General features: G+C 40.8%; 16 protein-coding genes and 1 pseudogene. 15 read left to right on the forward strand and 2 right to left on the reverse strand.

Features of this window, described 5'->3' with window-relative positions:
- The 10 genes and pseudogenes from BGP78_RS22940 to BGP78_RS14270 form a co-directional block, all read left to right on the forward strand.
- Positions 1–148, forward strand: a pseudogene (locus BGP78_RS22940) (IS5/IS1182 family transposase); the annotation flags it as partial.
- A gap of 474 nt (positions 149–622) precedes the next feature.
- A complete protein-coding gene (locus BGP78_RS14230) occupies positions 623–1,891 on the forward strand; it encodes a DEAD/DEAH box helicase (protein WP_119861994.1) in 1,269 nt (422 codons plus the stop codon).
- Positions 1,892–2,158: 267 nt separating this feature from the next.
- A complete protein-coding gene (locus tag BGP78_RS14235) occupies positions 2,159–2,539 on the forward strand; it encodes a BlaI/MecI/CopY family transcriptional regulator (RefSeq protein WP_119861995.1) in 381 nt (126 codons plus the stop codon).
- Positions 2,540–2,581: 42 nt separating this feature from the next.
- Positions 2,582–4,141, forward strand: a complete 1,560-nt coding sequence (locus tag BGP78_RS14240) for a M56 family metallopeptidase (RefSeq protein WP_119861996.1) — start codon at positions 2,582–2,584, stop codon at positions 4,139–4,141.
- Between the two features lie 200 nt (positions 4,142–4,341).
- Entirely contained in the window at positions 4,342–5,754 is a 1,413-nt protein-coding gene (locus BGP78_RS14245) for an MBOAT family protein (RefSeq protein ID WP_119861997.1), read from the forward strand.
- The gene (locus tag BGP78_RS14250) at positions 5,729–6,958 is read left to right on the forward strand and encodes a hypothetical protein (RefSeq protein ID WP_119861998.1); all 1,230 of its coding nucleotides are present in this window, start codon (positions 5,729–5,731) and stop codon (positions 6,956–6,958) included. Before BGP78_RS14245 ends, BGP78_RS14250 begins: the two co-directional genes overlap by 26 nt.
- A 198-nt stretch (positions 6,959–7,156) precedes the next feature.
- Positions 7,157–9,289 carry a calcium-binding protein gene (locus BGP78_RS14255; RefSeq protein ID WP_119861999.1) on the forward strand — a complete coding sequence of 711 codons (2,133 nt, stop codon included), beginning with the start codon at positions 7,157–7,159 and terminating at the stop codon, positions 9,287–9,289.
- A gap of 549 nt (positions 9,290–9,838) precedes the next feature.
- A complete protein-coding gene (locus BGP78_RS14260; protein WP_119862000.1) occupies positions 9,839–10,663 on the forward strand; it encodes a hypothetical protein in 825 nt (274 codons plus the stop codon).
- Between the two features lie 34 nt (positions 10,664–10,697).
- Positions 10,698–11,492 carry a hypothetical protein gene (locus tag BGP78_RS14265; protein ID WP_119862001.1) on the forward strand — a complete coding sequence of 265 codons (795 nt, stop codon included), beginning with the start codon at positions 10,698–10,700 and terminating at the stop codon, positions 11,490–11,492.
- 34 nt (positions 11,493–11,526) lie between these two features.
- Positions 11,527–12,375 carry a hypothetical protein gene (locus BGP78_RS14270; protein WP_119862002.1) on the forward strand — a complete coding sequence of 283 codons (849 nt, stop codon included), beginning with the start codon at positions 11,527–11,529 and terminating at the stop codon, positions 12,373–12,375.
- A gap of 60 nt (positions 12,376–12,435) precedes the next feature.
- Here BGP78_RS14270 and BGP78_RS14275 read toward each other — a convergent pair whose 3' ends face one another.
- Positions 12,436–13,473 carry an AraC family transcriptional regulator gene (locus BGP78_RS14275; protein WP_119862003.1) on the reverse strand — a complete coding sequence of 346 codons (1,038 nt, stop codon included), beginning with the start codon at positions 13,471–13,473 and terminating at the stop codon, positions 12,436–12,438.
- Between the two features lie 692 nt (positions 13,474–14,165).
- On the opposite strand from BGP78_RS14275, the gene BGP78_RS14280 reads away from it, so the two are divergent.
- Genes BGP78_RS14280 through BGP78_RS14300 form a run of 5 tightly spaced genes read left to right on the forward strand, consistent with a single transcriptional unit; the run spans position 14,166 to position 20,216 of the window.
- On the forward strand, positions 14,166–14,999 hold the full coding sequence (locus tag BGP78_RS14280) for an alpha/beta hydrolase (protein ID WP_119862004.1): 834 nt from the start codon (positions 14,166–14,168) through the stop codon (positions 14,997–14,999).
- A gap of 23 nt (positions 15,000–15,022) precedes the next feature.
- Positions 15,023–16,516 carry an FAD-dependent oxidoreductase gene (locus BGP78_RS14285; protein WP_119862005.1) on the forward strand — a complete coding sequence of 498 codons (1,494 nt, stop codon included), beginning with the start codon at positions 15,023–15,025 and terminating at the stop codon, positions 16,514–16,516.
- 12 nt (positions 16,517–16,528) lie between these two features.
- Positions 16,529–18,223, forward strand: coding sequence for a thiamine pyrophosphate-binding protein (locus BGP78_RS14290; protein WP_119862006.1), 1,695 nt, complete (start codon positions 16,529–16,531; stop codon positions 18,221–18,223).
- Between the two features lie 46 nt (positions 18,224–18,269).
- Positions 18,270–19,199, forward strand: coding sequence for a twin-arginine translocation signal domain-containing protein (locus tag BGP78_RS14295; protein ID WP_119862007.1), 930 nt, complete (start codon positions 18,270–18,272; stop codon positions 19,197–19,199).
- Between the two features lie 6 nt (positions 19,200–19,205).
- Positions 19,206–20,216: a twin-arginine translocation signal domain-containing protein gene (locus BGP78_RS14300; RefSeq protein ID WP_119862008.1), complete on the forward strand. Its 1,011-nt coding sequence runs from the start codon at positions 19,206–19,208 to the stop codon at positions 20,214–20,216.
- A gap of 240 nt (positions 20,217–20,456) precedes the next feature.
- Here BGP78_RS14300 and BGP78_RS14305 read toward each other — a convergent pair whose 3' ends face one another.
- Positions 20,457–23,219 (reverse strand): ankyrin repeat domain-containing protein, encoded by a 2,763-nt coding sequence (locus BGP78_RS14305; RefSeq protein WP_119862009.1) that lies wholly within the window; start codon positions 23,217–23,219, stop codon positions 20,457–20,459.
- Between the last annotated feature and the right edge of the window lie 146 nt (positions 23,220–23,365).

Below are 23,365 nucleotides of genomic sequence, written 5' to 3' on the forward strand. Positions count from 1 at the left end.
GACAGCGATGTATCGTTTTAAACAATTAATGGGTGATAAGCTAAAAAGTCGTCAATTCAATAGTCAGCATACTGAAACGATGATTAAAGTGAAGGCAATAAATAAAATGACTGGGCTAGGTATGCCCAAATATCAGCAACAGAGTTAAAACTGAGAAGTTGATTAGGAGTTAGCTATTTGATCAACAAGGCCACTCGTATCTTAAAAAACGATGAAATTTAGGTAGTTAGGCAAACAAAAACCTGCATACATTCACGATTTTCAAGGGAAATACATACCGGGGTCAATGCTAACTATCCGCAAGTAGTAAGCTGTTATGTAAAAATAAACAGCTGGCCTAATTCAAAGAGTGATTTTGAAGCAGAATCGCTAAGTACTCTATTAGTGAGAAATGGCTGTTGGTACACCGACTGTTCCGCTATCATAAGGCTAATATTTCGTTGCAAGTTCTGTGCTGTTCACACATGGTTTTCACCTCACATTAAGCCACTTCGCGTAGTTAAAATATCAAAGTGTTGTCTTAGGTTTGTTTTGATGAAACCCTATACCCACTTTGCTTCTTGTATACACTGTTACTCTACTAACCAACTGATCCCTTACTCAGTTCAAGGAATTTATCGCTATGTCATTTAGTTCTTTAGGCCTATGTACCGCATTGCTCAAAGCTATTTCTGAACAAGGCTACACAACACCATCACGAATACAGCAAAAGGCAATCCCAGCAATACTTGATTTAAATGACGTTATGGCAGTAGCACAAACGGGCACAGGTAAAACTGCGGGGTTCACATTGCCCGTCATACAACGCTTATCTGGTGGCTCCCAAGCACAAGCAAATCACGTCCGCGCATTGATCATTGCCCCAACCCGAGAACTTGCAGCCCAAGTTGCCGAAAGTGTTGAAAATTACAGCAGCCATATAAATTTAAGCTCTGCAGCGGTATTTGGTGGCGTGAGAATTGAGCCACAAATTGCAGCACTGCAAACGGGGTTAGATATTCTTGTTGCCACACCTGGTCGACTGATTGATTTATACAACCAAAACGCCATTAATTTTGCACAACTGGAAGTGTTGGTATTGGATGAAGCCGATCGTATGCTCGACTTAGGGTTCATCGAAGACATTACGCATATTGCATCTTTATTGCCAAAAAAACGCCAAACTTTGATGTTTTCTGCCACCTTTTCTGAAGAAATTAAAACACTGGCAAGTGGCATGTTAAGTAATCCCCAACTCGTTGAAGTCACTGCCGTAAACAGTACCGTCGATACAATCAGGCAGAAGGTATACTCGGTCGATAAAGCACGTAAAAGTGAAATGCTGGTCCACCTAATAAAAACGAACAACTGGCGTCAAATCTTAGTATTTAGTCGTACCAAAAAAGGCGCTGATGAGCTGGTATCACAATTAGAGCGTGCAAACATTCCCGCCGCATCTATTCACGCCAATCGAACGCAGCATGCTCGAACTCATGCATTAGAAGGGTTTAAAAGCGATAAAATTAAAGTCCTAGTTGCGACCGATATCGCCTCACGAGGCATTGATATTGACCAACTTCCTTGTGTCATAAACTACGACCTTCCTGATATTGCTGAAGATTATGTGCATCGTATTGGTCGTACCGGCCGTGCAGGTACCAAAGGGCTTGCGATTTCATTAGTAAGTACCAGTGAAGCAAAACAACTACTCGCCATTGAACGTATGATTAACCGAACATTTAGCCAAGAAGTTATTCCTGGGTTTACACCCACTAAAAAAGCCACGGTCGCTAAATATGACGATGATGAATATGGTAATTTCGAAGCAGACCCTGCGCCTCGCCGCAATGGAAAATCTTCTGGCCGTAAGAGCCGCTCAAATATCACATCGAGCCGTAAGCGCAGAAAATAAGACCGTTGTAAGTTTGGCTTTCTTAGCAGCCTTTTGATCAATCGCGTAAACACCACTTTCATGAACTCATACTGACTTAAACAGTATGAGTTTATTGTACCTCGGTCACCTTTGAACTCGCCTTCCCTGAGCATTTATTAAACAGCTTGCTAAAAGAGTCTTCACTCCCCTCATACTTTTCCTCTCAAAGTAAAAACTAATTAATTAGTTGATAAACTTTTGAACTGTCGCTATAGTATTTAAAACTAATTAATTAGTAGGAAAAATATGGCCCGTAAAAAATCGACTCAACTCACCGACAGTGAGCAAAGCATCATGGAGGTACTCTGGCAAAAGGAGCACGCCTCAGTACGTGAAATTGCAGAGATACTCAGTGAAGAAAAAGCCACGGCTTACACGACCGTGCAAACAATGTGTAAAATTTTAGCAGATAAAGGCTATGTCGACTTTCGTAAAGAGGGAAAAGCCTTTATTTACACGCCTAAGATATCTCAAAAAGAAGCTCGAAAAGGCGCTCTTACATCCTTGTTGAACAAGTTCTTTGGTGGCTCGCCTGAAGTACTCGCTCAGCACTTAATTCAGGAAACTGACATTGAATTAGATGATTTGGCTGAATTGCAAAAACGAATAGATCGTGCCGATGATTAATCAGTTTTGCATTAAATATAGAGCTAAATAAAGGACTTTCAGATGATAGCGCAGTACACCCTATTAACTACATTAGCATTACATCATATCGTTATTGGTAGCCTATTAATCAGTATACTGTTCGTGCTGAACAAAGTGCTGCGCTCTAGCGCAGAAATGCGCAGTTGGGTCTTAATGAGCGCATTTATCACCGCTACAATTGTGCCTATTACTTTACTATCTAACAGCTCATCAGCTAACAACAAAGTTATCAATGAACCAACCTCCATAAATGCAAATACCAGCCCAGTCACTAATTTACTCAATAACGACGCAGCTACATCAACAAGCACCATGTCCTCACCGTGGCATATACCCAGTAAAATTGTTTTTCAATTCAGTACAATACTAACGCTGTTAATTTACATGTGGCTGGCAGGATGTATATGGCGCAGCATTTCGGTATTAAGCGCTTTTATACGTACTCGTCGACTGATCAAAACATGTAAAAGCATAGAACACGCTCGCGTGTGTGAGTTAATCCACAACACACGAGTTGAACTCTGCAGCTCAGAGCAAGCAACTTCACCTATGGTTGTGGGCCTAATAAAGCCAAAAATCATTATTCCTAAAAATATTGTGACTCAATTATCAGCTGAGCAGCTCAGCCCCATCATCTTACATGAGCTTGCACATATTCAACGTAACGACATATGGTTTAACCACCTTCAAGAATTTATCGCCATCGTTTTTTGGTGGAGCCCCGTCATTCGCATACTAAATAAACGTATTCACATTGACCGAGAATTAGCGTGTGATTTACGCGCAGTAAAACAACTTAATAACAATAAACAATATGCACAATCCCTGATTGATTGCGCAAAATTAATGATAACCCAAAACAGGAGTATCTTAGCTATGGGATTATTTAGTCAGAAAAAAGAACTCAACAAACGAGTTAATGCGGTACTTCAAAGTAAGTCTATGAGGATGCCTAACATCCTCAGTATTCTAACTGTTTGCTTTGTTGTATCAGCATCAACTATCAAGGTATCACAAGCATTTGTCCCGCAAGTGAGCATTAATGACACACGACAAAACGCATTGCATTATTCATTACTGCCCCCCAGTGAAGGTGAGCAATTAATCGCCGCAGTTATGCGTAATGACATTACCCAAATTCAATACCTACAAAACCAAGGCATTGATATTAACACTCCTGCTGTTGGTGACGGGACGGCACTCATTATTGCCGTAAAGCAAAACAACAAAGCGATGGTGCAAGCATTGATTGATTTAGGTGCCAATGTTAATCAATCATCTAATGGTGATGGCAATCCCCTCATTAATGCAGCGATGACTAACAACCTTCACCTTGCGCAGTTATTAATTGATAACGGTGCAAATATCAATGCCATCGTACGACGCGATGAAACGCCGTTAATTAATGCCACGCGAAGAGGCTTTTTTGACATGACACGCTTACTTGTGAGCCAAGGTGCTGATGTGAACTTATCGGTTAAAACAGGTGTATCAGACGGTAACAAAATTCGTAGCCCATTGAATATGTCTCGCAACCAACAAATCACCGATTACCTGATTGACCAAGGTGCTATTCAATAACGAGAGACGTTATTTTACCACTAGCATATACCCAGTATGTCACTCAAATACTGAGCTGACTTAGCACCCAATTAAATCTAAAGACGAGAATTCTTTTCCTAACTTATGCTTGGGTTCAGCAGACTCGTCTCTAAAAAAAGAGACTCGTATGTATTTCCTCTCAAATAGTCTTAACCAGATGCAACAAAATGGAGGCCTGTATGATTTTTAACACTCCACTCTTTTTCTGGTTTTTTTGTATTTTCATTTTATTTTATGGCTTTGTGTTTTTGAAGCAAACGCCCAAACTTTACTGCCTTCTAATTAGTAGTTTACTTTTTTACGGCGCTTGGAATTATAGCTTTATCCCTTTACTTGTGGGCAGCGGTATTGCCGACTACTTCATCGCTCAAGCAATGGCTAATTCGCTTGATAAGAAAAACAAAAAGCGCTGGTTAATGCTTTCAGTAACCATTAATCTGGGTATTTTAGCGGTATTTAAATATGCCGACTTTGCCATAGGATCCGTCGCCGCCCTTCTATCTCATATTGGCTATAACGCATCACTTGAAACCCTATCATGGGTATTGCCAGTGGGTATTTCTTTCTATACTTTCCAAAGCTTAAGTTACACCATTGATGTATATCGAGGCGACTTAAAACCACGTAAAGGCTTAGTTGAGTTCATCGCTGCGTTATCATTTTTTCCACAGCTTGTTGCTGGCCCGATCCTCAGAGCTAAGCATATCTTGCCACAAATGCATAAAATTTCTTTACCCACATGGTTTGAAGCAAAGCATGGCTTTTTACTCATCACCGTTGGATTAATTAAAAAAACCGGTGCTGACATTCTCGCCATCCCCGCCGATAAAGCATTTGCTGCTCAGGAATCTTTAAGTACGCTAGAGATGTGGACCGGTGTACTTGCCTTTGCTGGGCAGATTTATGGTGACTTTTCAGGCTATACCGATATGGCCATAGGCCTTGCCATCTTACTCGGTTTTAACATTCCCCTTAATTTTAGAGTGCCTTACTTTGCCCTATCACCTGTTGATTTTTGGCGACGCTGGCATATTTCTTTATCAAGCTGGCTTAAAGATTATTTATATATTTCCCTCGGTGGTAACCGACATAACCAACGCACTCGCAATGTATTTATCACCATGTTGCTTGGTGGTTTATGGCATGGAGCAGCCTGGACTTTTGTAGCATGGGGCGCATTTCATGGCGCAATTATTACCTTAACCCATTACTTGGCAAATCTAACATTTTTTAGGCGCTTCAATCACAGTAACCTATTAGCCATTAAATTTATTAAATGGGCTATCACCTTTTACTTAATATTACTTGGTTGGGTATTTTTTAGAGCATCTGATATGCACAGTGCCATCACCATTATTGGTAACTTGCACACCATCGGCAGTGCTACGGAACTTGGCGCACATGCATGGCTTATTTTCGCACTAACCACCGTATGGGTTTTACTGGTTCATGTTATGGACCACTATGTTATTAAATCAGCTGACAAATTAGAGAGTAAAAACGGGCTATTTTGGCTTGTTATCATCGTAGGCCAAGCCCTGTGTTTATTAATAGGAGAACCGAGTAATGAATTTATCTACTTCCAATTCTGATCGAGATAACTCAAACACCGGTGCACCTAAACAAAGCCGACGTGTTTTTATAAAAATCACCTTAGCTATAACGTTAGTTATGGTAACAGCTATGGGGTTAGTACGCGTTTTATTGGATGCTAACGGCGCAAATCAACAAGGTATTTTAGGGCGTGTCTTACAAGCAAAAGTAGCCCTTCCAAACATTATTGCCGAACCCAATGACCTTGTTATGTTCTATGGCTCCTCTATGGTAAGGGCTGGCTTCTCGCCCCGAAAATTTGACCGCGATTTACAAAGTATGGGGAAAAACATCACGTCTTTTAATTTTGGTTTTGGCGGCTTAAACCCCTATTACCAAGATTTACTTTCAAGGCGTATTGCGGAGCAGTTTATCAATGAAAATAGGCAATTAAAACTGGCACTCATTGAGTTTAACCCCTTTCAAACCACCACAACTCGATGGGAGCGCGCGCAATTTACTGTTGACTCTTACATTACAATGTTGGCAAACAATGCCGAATTATGGCAAATATTACGTGAGGACTTAAAGCAGGGGGTACACTTATACAATATCAAGTATCTTCGTAACCATGTCTCTGCTGAAATGATCACTAGCTACTATGCACGAGAAATATTCCCACCATACAAACGGAATGTATTTAAAGACCCTTTGCAGGTGAGCGCTGAGCGTCGCAAATTAGGTCGTGAATTAAGGACATTATTTAAGAAAGAATACCCTAATTACCAAGATGAAGAGTGGTATTACCCTTGGCAAGGCGCGGGCACAATTCCTGAGGAGCGTTCTGCACATACCCTTGAAGTATTTGATAAGTATTACGCTGTTACACAAACTGACGCTCAGATGAAAAATGACCGCCTCAGTCGTATTCGCACCACCGACATTGAAGATATGCATTTTGAGCCACACTTAATTACAAGCTTTATCAACATTGTGAAAAACTTCCAGCGCTTTTCAGACACTGTTGAAGTGGTGATGCTACCAAAAAATAGCCGCTATATTACTTATTCAGCAGCAGGAAAATTACGATTATCGCAAGCCATTCAGCAAATAGAACACGCTACTGGGATTACGATAAAAAGCCATCAAGACATTAAAGAGGTCACCCCAGATATGTTCAGAGACACCACACATCTATCCCGTTACCGTGGTGATATTGCCTATACCGATTTCTTAGTAAAAGAATACAGCGATAGTTTGTAAACGTAATAAGTCGTCGTCTTACCGTTACTTCCTGGATAGCGGTAAGACGCTTTGTTTAAGAAAATAACAACGACTACGATTGCATATTATTTTTAGTATCTAGTTGGCATTTTCCCATAATATTCAGAGTGCTCCATATTATTTTCATAGTTCCCCCTTATCTTCTCAGCTCATTAATTCAAGACTTCAAACAACTATATGATATATAAAAAACTACTCGTGGTATCGCTCTGTGCAATGGCATTAAACACCACATACTCTCATGCCATGTCTTGGAATTTATGCCCTGGCGGTATTGATAGAAGTGCCATGACAATTGAAGAAACACACTCAAATCAACATATGAAGTATTTGTCTTTCAGCCCTAAGTTAGCGGGGCAAGCGCTCAAAATTCAGGGTGTACAAACTTCTATCATCGCGATGTATAATGGTAGCTGTGAAATATTCAATGGCGCGAATGTTAATGGTGTTCAAGTTAACTTACTCGACAGTGGCGAAAGCTACGATGGATCAAGTCTGTCTTTCCACCAGCTTGTTTATGGTGGCGATGGTAATGATATAATTATGACCGGAAAAGCAACGGACTATGTTTATGGTCAAGGCGGAAATGACCAGATATTTACCAGTGATGATTACGAGAGAGTTGATGGTGGCGCAGGTGCTGACTGCGTAGAGCAAGGTAATCAAGGCCAAATACAAAGTGCCATTACTACAGTAGAAGCAACAAGCTGTGCTGGGTACGCTCCCTCAAACTGCACAGGTTTAGGCAGTAACATAACGCTTGCAACCAACACCAGTTACAACCCACATATGACTTATTTATCAGTTACCCCACAGGATAGCAGTCTCTCACTGACAGCCGAAGGTAGCGCACAACAAGTTATTTTATATTACGATAATCAATGTGAAGTGATTGAGGCTGATGCATATTCTGGTGTGATGGTTAATCTAACCGACTCAGGTGCAACCTACGACGGCAGTAACCTCAACTTTCATCAATTGGTTATTGGTGGTAGTGGAGACGACATCATACACACAGGTGACAAAGTAGATTATATATATGGTAACGGGGGCAATGACTCGATTTACTCCAACGCCGATTACGACCGTATTGATGGCGGCACTGGGGTTGACTGCGCAGAAGAAGGCACAGGTACAAATATCACGAGCCCTATTTCAAACGTTGAATACCAAAGCTGTGCCAATACCATAGACACCGTTGATATTGACGATTTACCCACAAACCTAGCCAGTCAGTATGCCAAATGTAACACGCAAAATTATGGTTTTTATGCACAATTAAATAGTGGAACTTGGCAGCTAGAAGCTATGGACTCAAATGTGACTATACACATGGCGGAGTATGGTGATTATACCTTTGCTTATAGCACCAACTACCAACACTGTGAACTGCATGACCGCGCAACTGACATTACGGTTATCTTATCTGATGGCAATGACAAACTATATGCATCCTCGCTCTCCAAAAATATGACCGTTTACGGAAAAGATGGTAAAGACACCATTCAAACCGGCAGTGGTCATGATTTGATTTTCGGTGGTAACGCCAGTGACTCGATTTCGTCAGGCAATGGCAATGACTGGATATCGGGGGGATCTAAAATAACCACTGACCACGATGGCCTCGTACATCGTGCAGCACACGGCGGCGCTGCAAGTGATAGCAGTGACAACATCAACGCAGGTAATGGCGATGATGTGATTTTTGGCAATGACGGCAGCGACAAAATTGAAGGCGGAAATGGTGATGACGTGATGTTTGGCAACGATGGTAAAGCCGACCGACTTTATGGTAATTCTGGTGCTGATTTGATAGTTGACTCTGGCGGTTACTCTTGGGGCAATCGAGCAAAAGCTTGGGGAGGCAGTGGTCAAGACATTATTATTTGTGAAGCAGGTCAATGTGAGTTAAATGGTGGCAGCAGCAAAGATTTCTTAGCCGCGATTTCAACCCATTCAAATACGGGTTTGTATGGCGGCGATGGCGGCGACATTTTATTTGTTCGTGGTGACTTATATCCTTTAGGTACGGGTGGCAGTGGCAATGATTTTTGCTACAACGAATGGAATGATAGAGATGTCTGTAATTACCTGACAAGTTCAAAAAAGAGATCGGGTTACTTTGATACCGCGGTTCGAAAAGCCGCAAGAGGTATGTCATCTCGCCATGAGCAAGCGCTTAGAATGTCACGTTTTTCTGAGCCAAAAGGCTACTCAACTTTTAAGCAACGAATTGCTGAGTTAGTCAATGCCAAAACATTTAACGCTTGGCAAAGCAATCGCAGCAAAAGTATTTACGACTTGCAGTAAATCGCACAACTCAGACACTGTATTCTCAGCTTCCGAATTGTAGAATACCCCTAAGACGTTATATGCAGTGTTGTCATTATAACGTCTTAGATTCAATTACACTCACTGATCTTGGTTTACGTGCCTTGCCTTATGTGTCTGACACACAGTTAACAAACCTAGTGCCCTTTATGTATTTAAAATGAGGTAGTATTTTAACCCCCCTACAACCCCACTATTTTGTTGCTGATGATTTTATTCGCGACATTAAGAGGCCTACATACTCAAACCACTCCCTATTTATTGCTCAGTAAAACCAAAAAACGTCTCAAATAAAGTCTACTCAACGTTGGTCTCGCCACAATAAAATATATAACGAATAAAATCACAGACTTAAAAGTCTCTTCAGTTAAAGGGTCTTATCTAATTTAGTTGGGCGTCAAAGCCTTACCTTTTCGTTAAATTTATTCCTGTGTCAACGAGAATACGTTTTCACATCGATACAACATGGCCTCATTAACTAAGCACAATTAATGAGCACCTTCTAAAGGAACGATAGGAATAATAGATATGACTAAGTTTACTAAATACACAGTTTTTGCAGGACTTGCTTTTGCATCGCTTAATGCAAGCGCCGATCATTTAACCCCTGAACAGCAAGGTAAATTAGATGCTATTTTAGGGTGTATGTCGCAATCCAATGCCACCATCCATATACATGGCTGTAACTTGCAAATTGTAAATGGCTCTGGTGATACCAATACCGGTAACGGTACAGGTAACCTCATCATCGGGTATAACAATGGTGCAACTGCCCCATCAGCCCCATCACCACAGGCAAGCGGTTCACATAACCTCATTTTAGGACATGGCCATACTTATACAGGTAACGGCTCATTTATCGCTGGCAGAAACAATTTCGTTTCAAGCGACTCAAGTTTTGCCACTGGTGCGTCGGGCACAATCGATCACGCTCATTACCAGCGAAGCACCATCGCAGGCGGTCTAGGTAACGTCGTTAAAGGCGCACTAAGCGGCATTGCTGGCGGGAATAATAATACAATTTCTGATTTTAGCTCTGCGCATATGGTGATACTAGGTGGCAACCATAATGAGGTAAGAGGTCAATACAGTGCTATCTCTGGGGGTGTTCGCAATAAGGTAGTCAATGCATTGCAAGCCAATATCCTAGGCGGTGAAGACAATGTTATTACCAAGCAGCAAGTGGTGATTGCGGGTGGTCGATTTAACTCAGCGTCAGCAGAAGCTGCTGTTGTACTGGGCGGGCAAAACAATGCAGCTGATGGGTTCCAGTCTACCATCGCAGGTGGTGCAGACAGACAGACCACCGAATGGCAAGAATTCAGAGCTGGCCATTTTAACGCAAAAAACTAAACACCGTCACTGACCACATTAAAGGAAAATATCCATGATTAAATTATCAAAATTAGCGGCTGTTATTACACTGTCAACCAGTTCAATGGCCGCCAATGCCGCTCTTACAGAAGCAGAGCAAACAGCCCTGATAGACATTCTTTCATGCTTAGACCGAGTGCATAACACGTTGGTCGTTACAGGCTGTGATGTGCAAGTTGTCAACGGCTTGCATGGCAACAATGAAACGAATAGTAGAGGCAATGTCATTTTAGGCTACAACCGAGCAGACAGCCCTTACGCACAAAAAACCGGCTCTCATAACCTCGTCGTTGGTGATTTTCACCAATACACATCTGTTGGTTCAGTTGTCGCAGGCGATAGTAACAACGCACTTGCGGAATCGGTTACTGTCGCAGGCCGATTTAATTCAGCAAAAGGCTTTCACAGCGCCGTTTGGGGAGGGGAATCAAATACAGCAGAGGGGCTTTTCTCTGTCATTTTAGGCGGTCAAGAAAACCACACGCCAGACCTGCATAACTTTGCCGTCATTGCAGGCGGTAAGCGTAATACAGCCAGTAATTTCTTCTCAATGGTACTCGGAGGTGAGCAGAACATCGCAACTGGACAAAGCTCGGTCATTTTAGGCGGCACATTAAACAGCACAACAGGGCCAAGCTCTAGTATTACTGGTGGGATAAGCAATAAAGCGACAGGCGAACTCAGTGCTATCTTAGGGGGAGAAGCGAACCAAGCTAATGGCTTCACATCAACCATTGGTGGCGGTCTAAAACGCGCAGTTCATGGCCGAGATAACTATCAAGCCGGTTATTTCTTTTCTGAAAAGTAATGCAACGAAATAAATAAAATTTAAGGAAAACACTATGTTCAACCTACATAAAATCGCAGTACTTATTGGCCTCGGCATCACAACTGGCAGTGTAATGGCTAACTCACATGACCATGGCCATGACCCGATACAAAGCGAGCACGCGTTACGCGCACTCTTACAATGTATGACCAAAGTAGATAACACGCTTGTGATCAATGGATGTAACTTGCATTTAGCCAATGGCAGTAATAAAACCCATCAAAACTCTGACGGCACAAGTTCAGCCAATGGGCTGGGTAACCTTATTCTTGGCTATAACGTTATTAATAGCTCCACTGGCACCCCTGCATACTCTCATACAGGCTCTCATAACTTAGTTATTGGAGATGGTCATAGTTACCAGTCAACGGGTGCCATTATCGCAGGCGCAAATAACCGAGTAACAAGCCGTTCTGCCGTGGTCGCAGGGGTCTTCAATCAAGTCAATGGAGTTGCTTCAACAGTGCTGTCAGGTTCTTACCATGAAGCACATGGTGACTACAGCACCATTTTTGGTGGCGCAGCGAATACCATTGCCGCTGGCGTGAGCTGGGGTAGTATTTCTGCCGGAGAATCTCATAATGTCGAAGCGCATTTAGCCAGTATTGTTGGGGGTCGTCACAATACAGCAAAAGCCCGCGCGTCGGCGATTAGCGGAGGCCAATTTAATGAAACCTCTGGTGAATTTGCCGTTGTTGTTGGTGGCTCACTGAACAAAGCCACAGCCCGTGCAGCAGTCGTACTGGGTGGCCGATATAACGAAGCAAACGGTGAAACATCCACTGTCGCTGGTGGCCTAAAGCGCAGTACCACAGGCAAGCACGACTATCGAGCTGGGGCGAACTTCTTCTCTAATCAGTAAAGTGTCATTAAATCCTAAAACAACAAAGCCATGCTCTTTAGTATGGCTTTGTTGATATGTTTAATGAGACAGTGATGGACTTTCAATGGCACAACTATGCTTACGATATTCACTCGGAGTAACACCAGTATGTGCTTTAAACAACCGATTAAAGTTAGATTTACTATTAAAGCCTGCATCATATGCCACTGCCAAAATTTTACTTCGGCTTCGGCATAACAACCGTTTAGCTTCATCAATACGATATTGATTTACAAAATCATAAAAGCTCATCTGTAGACACAAGTTAAGCGTTGTTGAAACATCTGTTGTATTAATTTCTGTATGCTTTGCGAGCTCAGACAGACTTAATTGAGGATTTAAATATAACCTATCAGATTGCATCGCATGAGTGAGCTTTTTGACTAAATCGACATGCTCAGAGCACTTAAACTTTTTTTGCGAACTGAGATTCTCTTCAACCCGTGATAACACACCTTGTACGGTACTAGGCTTTACAAAGTTAAGATAAGTAAGAATAAACAAGCCAACACACATGGGGATATAACTGGCTAGCGACACCCATTTACTCAGTGGGACTGGTAGCGTGTTATCGATACAGAGCACTGAAAAAACAATAACCCAAGCACTCAGCTGATACTGGCTAAGCCGGCGCAACCAAATAACATTTTTGCGATTACCTTGCGTTAGCGGCTGTTGATTAATATACCTGAGCGTATACAGTGCGTAACCCAAAGCACATACAACACCAAAACAAAATGGCCACGTTAGCATAAATAAGTAGCATGCCGAAATGGGCAGAAAATGAAACACATCATTGTGAGAAAGCGGTGTATCTTGAACTAGCGTTCGAGCATACAAATAAAAGATTGGGCCATAAAATGGATCAAAGGTAATGTAAGACTCATAGTGTATGATGTTAAAAGCAATCAATGTAACTTGAACCAGCTCTAAAATAAAAAATATGACCCACACACTTAGCAAACTACACGCCGAGGTTTTGTACTTATTCGCGAGCAATAAAAAGCACAGTAAGCAGCCCAACAATAATGTTAATACATAAAAGTTACGCGTGATCTCTATAAAAAACTGTAACACTTCAATATTCCTTATTTGAACTTGTTACAGAAATAGACCGAAACACCCCAATTAAATTACAAAAAGTCACAAAAAAAACCAAAAACCAACATTGGCATTCTAAACGCATGTTGAACCACTATCTTTTACTTTATGTATTGGTCAGTAAAGCACCGACATTCACTCTTTAAAACAGTGCTATTTTTCGTTAAATATTGATCGATATAATCCCTTTTGTATTAGCCCAATATGCAAGGAGATCGCATTCAATTGCCGTCAATATTAGCTACGAGCCCAGCTTAACTAAAAGCAATCTTTGGTCTACAAAAAAAAACATAAAAAAAATCATATCCATTTAAGCAATAACCACTGTGTTACACCGTGGATAGTAATGCACAAATAAAGACTAAAAAATCACAGATAACGGCCCTTTATTAAGGTTATCCTTCCCCTTAACCCTTTTAATATGAAGCCTTCAGTTGTCGTCTGTTTTTACTAAAAGCGCATAGGAATTTTGAATAAAAAATTACATCATCCATAAAAAACCAGAAAGCCAGCAATTCGCTCGTTATTTAATTAAGCATTATAAGACGGCACCTAATGTTAAAAAAAGGATAACAAAAAGCCAGGCTTGTTTTTTTAATGTTATTTTTAGGTTTTATTTTTGGTACAATACCTTTTATACAAAAAGCTTGTTTTTAAAAGGAATCATTATGAAACTAAAAGTTTGTTGTGCTCTATTCTCTACTGTTATTGTCGCAGGGTGTAATACAACTGAGCATAAGCCTATACAATACAAAAGTCTAATTGATAATAGTTCAGAAAAGCACAACTCTGTGGTTTTTATCCATGGCGCACACCTAAAAGGCTCTTCTTGGTCACTGGTGCAGGAAAATTTTGCCAAAATTAATATTCCAACTCATATCATTGATTTACCGGGAAGATCACAACCTGTAAGCCCTGAGAGCATTACCATCACATATGCTGCACAAACAATGTGTCATGAGTTACAACAATTACCACAACCCCTTTCTCTAGTCGTGCATAGTCAAGGCGGTGCCATTGCACATAAAACATTGACTTTGTGTAATGACATTAAAGTTAATGACATTGTTTATATCAGTGCCGTTGCACCTATCAATGGCGCAAAACCATTTTCTTTATTAAGCAAGGAAGATGAAAGAAACTACTTTGCTGGCGTTAAATATGAAAATGGTTGGATGAAAATATCTGATAAACCCGCTTTTCTATCCACTTTTACTGACACCCAGTCAGCAAAACTACAAAAAATGGTCATGACTAACTCTGTCGATGAACCCGCAATAACGGGTGAAGGCAAAGTTCAATTAGAAAAAGCGGCACTTAATGAGATCAGCAAAAGTTATATTTACGCCAAAAATGACAAAATTATTTCTTTTGAATCTCAGCAGCGCATTGCCCAATCGATCGGTATAAAAAATACTTATACGATAAATTCGGGCCACCTCCCCATGATCACTCAACCAGATGAACTGTCAAAAGCCATCGTCGCCGCTTTGAAACTATAAAGACTCGCTAAAGGATTTAGTAAATGGAAAGTCATGCTTTAAATACAGCAGCTTCACCACTTGAACTGCTCAAGCGTGTAAGAAGCCTTACCAGTAAGAATCTACGAAACGCTCCCTCAATTACCATTATTGGGGCCGGAGTCGCGGGCTTAACTTGTGCTTATGAGCTTAAACGATTAGGCGTCAACATTACGTTACTCGAAGCGGATCAAGGTCATATCGGAGGACGTGTTAGAACCCTGAGAGAATCTGACAGATTATATTCTGAATTAGGTGCGATGAGGATCCCAACCCTACATCATTTAACGCGCCATTATATTGAAGAAATGGGCCTAACATTGCGACCATTCGTTCAAGAGAACACAAAGACCTTCACCATGATTAGAGGTCAAAAAGTACCACGAAGCCAAGCTGGGTATGAAAGTCTAAAAGCGCATTTTGCTCTCAGTGAGAAAGAGCAAAAAATGTCCGCTGATGATATGTGGGATCTTGCAGTGACGAATACGCTGGCATCATTAAATGATGAAGAACAACAGTCTTTGTATCATAAGAGTTTCACCACAAAAAAACTCAAATCACTGGATGAAATGTCCCTAAAAGATGCTTTTAAAAAAGCAGGGTTAAGCTTAGAAGCATTAGAGTATGTATCTGCCATATATGGGGTTTCAACATTACTGCATACTGCCTTTACTGAACATTTAAGAGAGCAGTTAGAACGCGTATGGTATGAAGGGTTTGATGAAGTTGTTGGTGGCACAGATTTATTACCCAACAAACTCTTCGAACAGATAAAAGATAACATTGACTATAAGTCTGGCGCAAAAGTGGTTGCTGTCAAAAATCACCACAACAAAGTAGATGTTACTTACCAACTAAAAGATAGATCTAAACATACCATCAGTTCCGATTTTGCCATCTGTACTTTACCTTTTGGTGTGCTTGGTAAAGTTGATTTCAAAAACTCCATAGATCACAAAAAATCCAGAGCTTTTGCCCAGGTTCATTATGACTCAGCAACCAAAGTATTGATCAGAACAAAGAATCGTTTCTGGGAACTTAAAGAAGGCATTTATGGTGGAAGTACCATTTACGATGTGGGTCTGGGGCATACATGGTATCCCGCTGATAACGCAAAAACGAAAGATTTAGAAATCTCTCAATCACCCAGTTATTTATTGGCATCATACACTTGGGGTCAACATGCTCGCAGAGTAGACACACTCAACAACTATGAATTAAAAGAGCTCATTTTCACTGAACTTAAAAAGGTTCATCCATACTTAGAGTCTGATGATATTTTGAGCGTTTACCGATGGAGTTGGAGTAATCATACGCACTCTGCTGGTGCTTACGCCTTCTTTAACCCTCGCGATCACCAAGATTACTTTGCACTTATGACCACACCTGAAAACCGTTTGTGTTTTGCCGGTGAGCACTGCTCTGTTTATCACTCTTGGATACAAGGCGCTTTAGTATCGGCGCTTGAAACAGTTCTATATATAAATAAAAAAGTATAATAAGGAAATAACATGTCTTATACCGTCGCTGAGTTTATAACTCTTAGACTAAAACAACTCGGTTGTTATCACGTATTCGGAGTACCAGGCACTTCTTGCTCCGACTTTATCGACAGCCTTGTTGTCGACCCAGATATGAAATTCATTAACAGCGTCAATGAATTAGAAGCCGGCTATGCCGCAGATGGTTATGGAAGGCAAGGCTCATTAGGTGCCGTATCTGTGGCCTATGGTGTAGGTACTCTGAGTATGGCCAATGGCGTTGCCAGTGCCTTAACTGAAAGAGTTCCTCTGGCAGTGATCAATGGTGGTCCAACAGACAAAGACCTGCGTTTAGAAGCTCAATATGATGTTTTATTTGCACACTCTACAGGTTTTGGAAAAACAGACCTCAATGTATTTAAAGAATTAACCCTCGCAGCAGAAGAGATCCGAGTTGTCGAAGGCGCAGCTGATCGTATTGATCACCTGTTAATAACAGCCATAGAGCAGTCTGGACCTATCTATATTGAAATCCCTCAAGATATGTGGAAAAAGCCGATCGGCGACTTCTCTCCAACCCTCTCTTACAGCGCTAAACGCTTTGACTTAGGTGTGAAGCCATTCATTACTGCTGTTGTTGATAAATTAGAACAAGCAACAAGCCCAATCGTGATACTTGGTGCTGAGTTAGTGCGCTTTGGACTCATCGACGAGGCACTGCAATTTGTTGAATCTCAAAACCTTCCATTTTATACCACCCTCTTATCCAAGTCCCTGGTAAGTGAATCCCACCCATTATTTTGTGGGGTATATGACAGTGATCTAGCTCCATCAACTGTCACCCGGGGTGTTGAGTCATCTGATTGTGTTATTGCTTTAGGGTGTTTGTTCGGTATAGATCACCGATACATGGTGACATCACTCGCAGACAAGTTAATCCGAGTCGCTTTTAACAAAGCGATGCACGGCAGTAAAGTGCTGCCTAAGCTGTCTTTAGGCACGAGTTTAGAGGCACTTAATAAGCTTCCTAAAATCGTTGTAGAAAACAGAGAGATTTCATCTGTAGCTGGGCTGTCTTATCAAGAAAGACGCGCTAAATGGGGAGCCAAATTAGCACCTGATTCCTACACAGGGACACTAGGCCATGATGGCATATTTGCGGCAATTGGGGATTTTTTAGATGAGGTTAAATCTCCCTACTATATTTGTTTGGATACATGCTTAGCCAGCTTCCCCGGCGCAGATATTCCCGTTACCGACACTCAATGCTTTTTGGCAAACCCTATCTGGTTATCTATCGGTCAAGGCACCCCTGCTGCAATTGGCGCTTACTACGCTACACAGAAGCGGCCGTTAATTGTTACAGGTGATGGCGGTTTCCAAATGGTGTCTCAGGCATTTTCTTCTTTTGTGCAAGATAATATACCGGCTATTGTGGTCATTATTGATAATGGCTCATATGCAATTGAGCAATTTCTTATTGATGGTTCATTCTTTACCGAACCCGGTACTCCCCCTCTAGATTATGTCATGTTAAACGGATGGAAATATGAAAATATGCCACATGTTTACAATGGCGGTATTGGCCTGCGAGTAACAACTTACCAAGACCTACTTGGCGCGCTGCAATACGCTCATGCTCGCCCTGATCAGCCCTGTGTGATTGCAGCACAGATCCCTATGACTGACCTTCCCGCAGAAAACCGCGAGTTCTTAGGTATTTAACATGTACTACTAGGCGAAATGCCACTTTGATTACAAGGATGAAAAAATGATATTGTCGCGGCGCACATTTTTAAAAAGCAGTTTAGCACTTGCAGGAGTCACCAGTTTGAGTGCTGCTGCATCGCCATTGCTTAGAGCCGTATTGAATGAGGATAATAGCTATCGCGCTGTCTATCTCAATAAATATCGCCAAACCCAATTAATTGAGTTATTGGCAAAACAATTACATATTTATCTCGACTCAGACATTCATGACCGGGCAATTGACTGTGTCGAAATGTTTGATGACGAAGGTGTAATTTATCAGCAGCTCGCTAATTTACTTGCAAAAAGTGCTATCAATCTGAATTTAACAAATATGCACCGCTACCAAGACCAACAAGTTCTGTTGACGACTTTTTTAAATGACTTAACAAGTAAAACCCCCATTGACGGATATGTAAGTTTTGGTCTTCCCAGTGGTAACTTCGACCCTATCAGCCATGTTCCTAAGGTAAACGGCACAAAGTTTACTGTTACTCAAACAGTGCCCACCCTGTTCACTCCGCTAGAACGTGCAGATTTTGTGGGCATATCATCTCCAACTGAAGTAAGCCAAGATGATATAGGCATCGTAAATCAGCATCAAACCCAATTTGCAGCACTTTACGACGGCCCACATAACTACTCCCAAAAAGAGTTTAGTGCGTTAATGCAACGTTTAATAAGCACGATGCCTAATAATGGGTACTTAGCAATGCGCTTGTTCGATGTAAGGCAGCCTATTGATAATCATTTTGTGTCTGTCTTTAACGACTGGAGCAACTTATTAAGTGGAAAGTCTTGGCAAGAAGCTAAAGCGCAAAGAGCGCGACTGCAATCTATTCAGGCATGGCACAGTGAAGTCGCCAAATTTGGCTTTCGTATTAAAAACACGCACTCCTTAGCCCCTGATAGCGTTCTTCCTGAGTACTTGGCAATCTATGAAAAGGTTTAATAATAAATGCAAAATATAAAAGAGAATGGTCTTTCTAGACGTTCATTTCTGAAAACAACCGGCTTGGGTGTTGGCATTTTAGCAGCCAGTGCACCGAGTATGGCTTTACATAACACTGTACATACACAAAAAGGTGCTGTCGCCACTGGCACACTCAAAAATGCGGGGTTATTAGAACACGCACAAGTGTATGAGCAGTATGCGACTCTGGCAAATGCGCTCGAGTTACCCAATATGAACCACAGTAAAGTATTAATCGTGTTGGGGGCTGTCGCCTCTCTTCCTTATCCTCACAGTGTGGATAATAAATTGCTATTTGCCAGCTTAAAGCATTTAGCGATGCAAGGTATACAAGCCAAGGATATCACCATTGCCTACTCAGCCCCCCATAACTTGGAGACGTCGTCAGCATTCTTTCATGCAGCTCAACAAGCTTTTGGGGCAAAAAATAATTTACCCAATTATATAAATACACGTGATCTAAAAGAGTGGCATTCACTCAACTTAAATAACGCATTACCTACTATAAACGTGTTGCCTCAGGCTGCTGCCGCTGATCACATTTTGTACTTAGGACAACTCACCGATGAAGCTGGGTTATTAACTACCCCGCAACACGTCATCGCCAATGTATTGCTCGAAGACAGATCCGTATCTCAATACGCAGACCACCTAGATAATTTAATTGAATTACAAGCCGTATTTGATGCGGTTTATGCCAAAGTGAGTTTGATTGCCAATAATACAACACGCTTTATTGCTGAATCTTTGACTGGAAAACGTGAAACAATACAAGTCCACCCAGGTATACTCAATATGTCTAATAGCATGACAAGTCAGCGTATTTTTTCACAAAGCTACTTTAATGCTCTAATGAACAAGCCAACTAAACGAGCCTCTATTGCATCTGAGTTGACTTGGTTACAACACGGTAAAACCCGGGATCCATTAACAGTGCAAACGATTGAGTCAGCACTCGCTAAATCCGGTGTCGAACTAAAAACAATACAAATATAACTGTCATCTGCATCATGGGCTTACAGGTTCGCCTAGATGATGTGACATAAATAAACGATAAAACAATATGAGCGCATAAATGCGCTCATATTGCTTATTAGATCTTATTAAGCGGGTCGAAGTTGCTTTAGCCGCAACATTGCTACCAAAGCGATAGCAAACACGAAAATAGAGTCTCCACATTCGTATAAGTAAGATAGCGAAATGGCGAGTCAATGAACCAATCATATTAACACTTGTTTATCGCAATACCGTCTTGGCGCATTCTTGTGCTTTCAATTGAATCGGGGAATTTGAAACATCAACCATAAATGTTGAAACCTTATAGTTATCAACCAAAAAGATAGAGTCTTGTAACGTCAAATTTGCATTTATACTTTGCGTTTCTTGTATAGCCAAAGCCGAAAACTGAGCCGGTAAGTCAGCTTTATGTAGTAAATGTAGTTTACCCGCTTTCTTAAAATAACCTTGATAAACTCCATCTTGTAAAGTACATGTAGATCCACTTTTTGCCTGTAACGAAAAAACTTTCAATACCTTTTTGGCTCGATAGGTAGTCGGGTATATCTCATAAGATTGAATAAAAAGTTCTAATGGTGCTCTAGTGCAAAAACTAAAACCACTAACCTGTGTATACCCTTCACTTTGACACACCAACGCCATATTAAAATAAGCTGATGCCTTTTCCTTTACTGGCGTGTCAAAATCAAAAATGACACGTCGTATGATGAGTAACGCTTCATTAAATTTACCCAGCTTCATAAGGGTTAATGCATAATTATTGAGCGCTCTAGCATTATAAGGTTGATACTCAACTGCTTCTTTAAATACACTAGCGGCAGCATCATAGCTCTTTTTAGAGAAAAGCTGCTCACCTTTTAAATTAAGCTTTTTAGCTATGTCTGCCACTTTACCTGGTGACGGTAAACCTAATAGAGTCACTAGCTCGTTTTTATCAGCTTTCGTTAAATAATTATTCTCAAATTTCGACAACCAATCTATTGGATATTCAATTCGTTCAGCTCCTTTGCTACGATCAATTGCATTGTGATGTTTCTTCGCACCTTCGCTTACTAAAAGCTTGATCACTTCTATACTTGCATACCTTACGGCGTAATGCAGGGCGGACATATTGTCTGTGGAAAGAGTAAAAAGGCAATCGTCAGTGGGAATTATAGTGCCTGCATTAACATCAGCACCTGCAGCTAATAACATTTTTACAGCCTCTAAGTTATTATTTTGAGCCGCATACATCAGCGCAGTTTTACCAAACATATTTGCTGAATTAGGATCAAAACCAGATTCTAGTAAATACTGCAATGCCTCAGGGTAGATTATCGCCACATTCAACACACTCTCTTTAAGCTTATTATCATTACGCTTTTGAACTTTTGAGATATTAATTTTTCTGATCTTAGCCATAGGCTGACGGAGTAGAATAGCTCGTCGTAATGCAACTTCTTCTGATGTGTTATACGGATTATATGTACTAAAATAAACTCCTGAACTTACTGCTTGCTTTACTGCTAAAGATGCTTTTTCCTTTGCATCCTCAACGCTCAATTCAAAACGGCTTTCGTAGTAACGAGCAACCTCTGAGATCGCGACTTCAACCTCCGTAATATATTTATTAAAAGATGCATGTTCACTCACTCCCTGCAGCGCCCAAATGTCTAAAAAAGCATAATCACTCTCAAAACTAGAACCTCCGGTCGAGTAACTATCTCCTTGAGTACTGGCAAGTTGAAAAGGTAATTTACTTATTGCACTGGAAACACTGTCTTTTCGCCAATCAACATAGTGTGCGCTGCCACAGTTACCTTCCTCTTTTATCAAGTTATTTGTGCGTCTTTTTAAATTACTTAACGTCTTTACCAACCGCCCATCTGGCTTTATATCCTTCACAGAAAGCGCTGCTTTCATCTCATTACTGGCCTCTGGCCTAAAATGGGTTAGCCAAACATATGGTATGTCGCTTGGAATATTATGTATATTACGGCCAGAATTTGGACCTTTATAGGGTACACCTTTCAGTGGCAGTTGCACGCCATTCGTTACCGTTTTTAATGCACCTTTTTCCACCAATAGCTCTATAATATCTAAAGATGCAAAACGTGCAGCGTAATGCAAAACAGACACGTCATATTGAGATATTTGGTAATACCCGCAGCCTTGGTAATTAAGCTTTTTGGTTTTTGCATTTACATCTGCACCATATTCTAATAACAGCGCAACAGCTTGATATTGGTTTTTTTGTACTGCGTACATGAGTGGTGTTTTGTTAAACCGGTTTTTGTGATTTGGGTCAAAACCAATATTAAGCAAATGCTTGAGTGCCTCAGGGTATTCGACCGCAATAGATAAAATACTCTCCTCGTCAATAAATGAGTCATCATCTTCATACGTGGATTGACTGTCTTTCAAGGCATTTTTATCTTTAAATTGCTGTATTTCAGATAGTGCACCGCTAGATAAAATGAGTTTTCGTAAAATATACAACTGCTGATTATGCATCGTATCGCGCGTGAAAGCATTTAAGTTACTGGTGATAACAATATTAATAGCTTCTTCTGATATTTTGGCTGCCACCTCTCGTTTATAGCCCATTTTTTTCTGGTAATAACGAGATAAAACATCTATGAGCTCTGCCTTTGTTTGTAAAAAGCTATGATAATCTTTATAGTCATCTAAATTATATAAAGACCATATCTCCATCCCGTCGAGAAATTGAGAATAAGCAATGTTTTCGCCTTGCTTTATATGTCTATCAATCAATTCACGCGGATCGTTTTTTAATAGCTCTAGCTGATTAGAAATCGGATCTAATCTAGCACTATAATCACAGTTCTCTCCTTGCTTGACGAGAGATTTTGCACCTTGAAAAAACTGAGTGAATTTCATCTCAACTTCATCTAATAGAACATGGTGTGTACTCGCACTGGCGTAAGAATTTCCATTATAAAAAATAATAAGTACAAATAAAGAAAACGAAAACTTAAACAAAAACAACCCCTCAATATAAAAACTACAATAAAGTAATCATTCTAACAGGAGGTTTATTTATTATTCCACAGTTTTGAAATTCAAGAAAAAAAGAATTACAAGCTAAAGTTAGGAAGTCGAAAGAAAGCAATATGAGCGCATAAATG

It is taken from the genome of Pseudoalteromonas sp. MSK9-3, from assembly GCF_003590335.1.
Lineage (GTDB): Bacteria > Pseudomonadota > Gammaproteobacteria > Enterobacterales > Alteromonadaceae > Pseudoalteromonas.

Excerpts from the sequence above, each read along its gene's own strand:
- BGP78_RS14300 (WP_119862008.1), top strand. The coding sequence starts at position 19,206 with ATGCAAAATATAAAAGAGAATGGTCTTTCTAGACGTTCATTTCTGAAA.
- BGP78_RS14290 (WP_119862006.1), top strand. The coding sequence starts at position 16,529 with ATGTCTTATACCGTCGCTGAGTTTATAACTCTTAGACTAAAACAACTC.
- BGP78_RS14265 (WP_119862001.1), top strand. The coding sequence starts at position 10,698 with ATGATTAAATTATCAAAATTAGCGGCTGTTATTACACTGTCAACCAGT.
- BGP78_RS14240 (WP_119861996.1), top strand. The coding sequence starts at position 2,582 with ATGATAGCGCAGTACACCCTATTAACTACATTAGCATTACATCATATC.
- BGP78_RS14285 (WP_119862005.1), top strand. The coding sequence starts at position 15,023 with ATGGAAAGTCATGCTTTAAATACAGCAGCTTCACCACTTGAACTGCTC.
- BGP78_RS14235 (WP_119861995.1), top strand. The coding sequence starts at position 2,159 with ATGGCCCGTAAAAAATCGACTCAACTCACCGACAGTGAGCAAAGCATC.
- BGP78_RS14295 (WP_119862007.1), top strand. The coding sequence starts at position 18,270 with ATGATATTGTCGCGGCGCACATTTTTAAAAAGCAGTTTAGCACTTGCA.
- BGP78_RS14255 (WP_119861999.1), top strand. The coding sequence starts at position 7,157 with ATGATATATAAAAAACTACTCGTGGTATCGCTCTGTGCAATGGCATTA.
- BGP78_RS14230 (WP_119861994.1), top strand. The coding sequence starts at position 623 with ATGTCATTTAGTTCTTTAGGCCTATGTACCGCATTGCTCAAAGCTATT.
- BGP78_RS14245 (WP_119861997.1), top strand. The coding sequence starts at position 4,342 with ATGATTTTTAACACTCCACTCTTTTTCTGGTTTTTTTGTATTTTCATT.
- BGP78_RS14260 (WP_119862000.1), top strand. The coding sequence starts at position 9,839 with ATGACTAAGTTTACTAAATACACAGTTTTTGCAGGACTTGCTTTTGCA.
- BGP78_RS14250 (WP_119861998.1), top strand. The coding sequence starts at position 5,729 with ATGAATTTATCTACTTCCAATTCTGATCGAGATAACTCAAACACCGGT.
- BGP78_RS14280 (WP_119862004.1), top strand. The coding sequence starts at position 14,166 with ATGAAACTAAAAGTTTGTTGTGCTCTATTCTCTACTGTTATTGTCGCA.
- BGP78_RS14270 (WP_119862002.1), top strand. The coding sequence starts at position 11,527 with ATGTTCAACCTACATAAAATCGCAGTACTTATTGGCCTCGGCATCACA.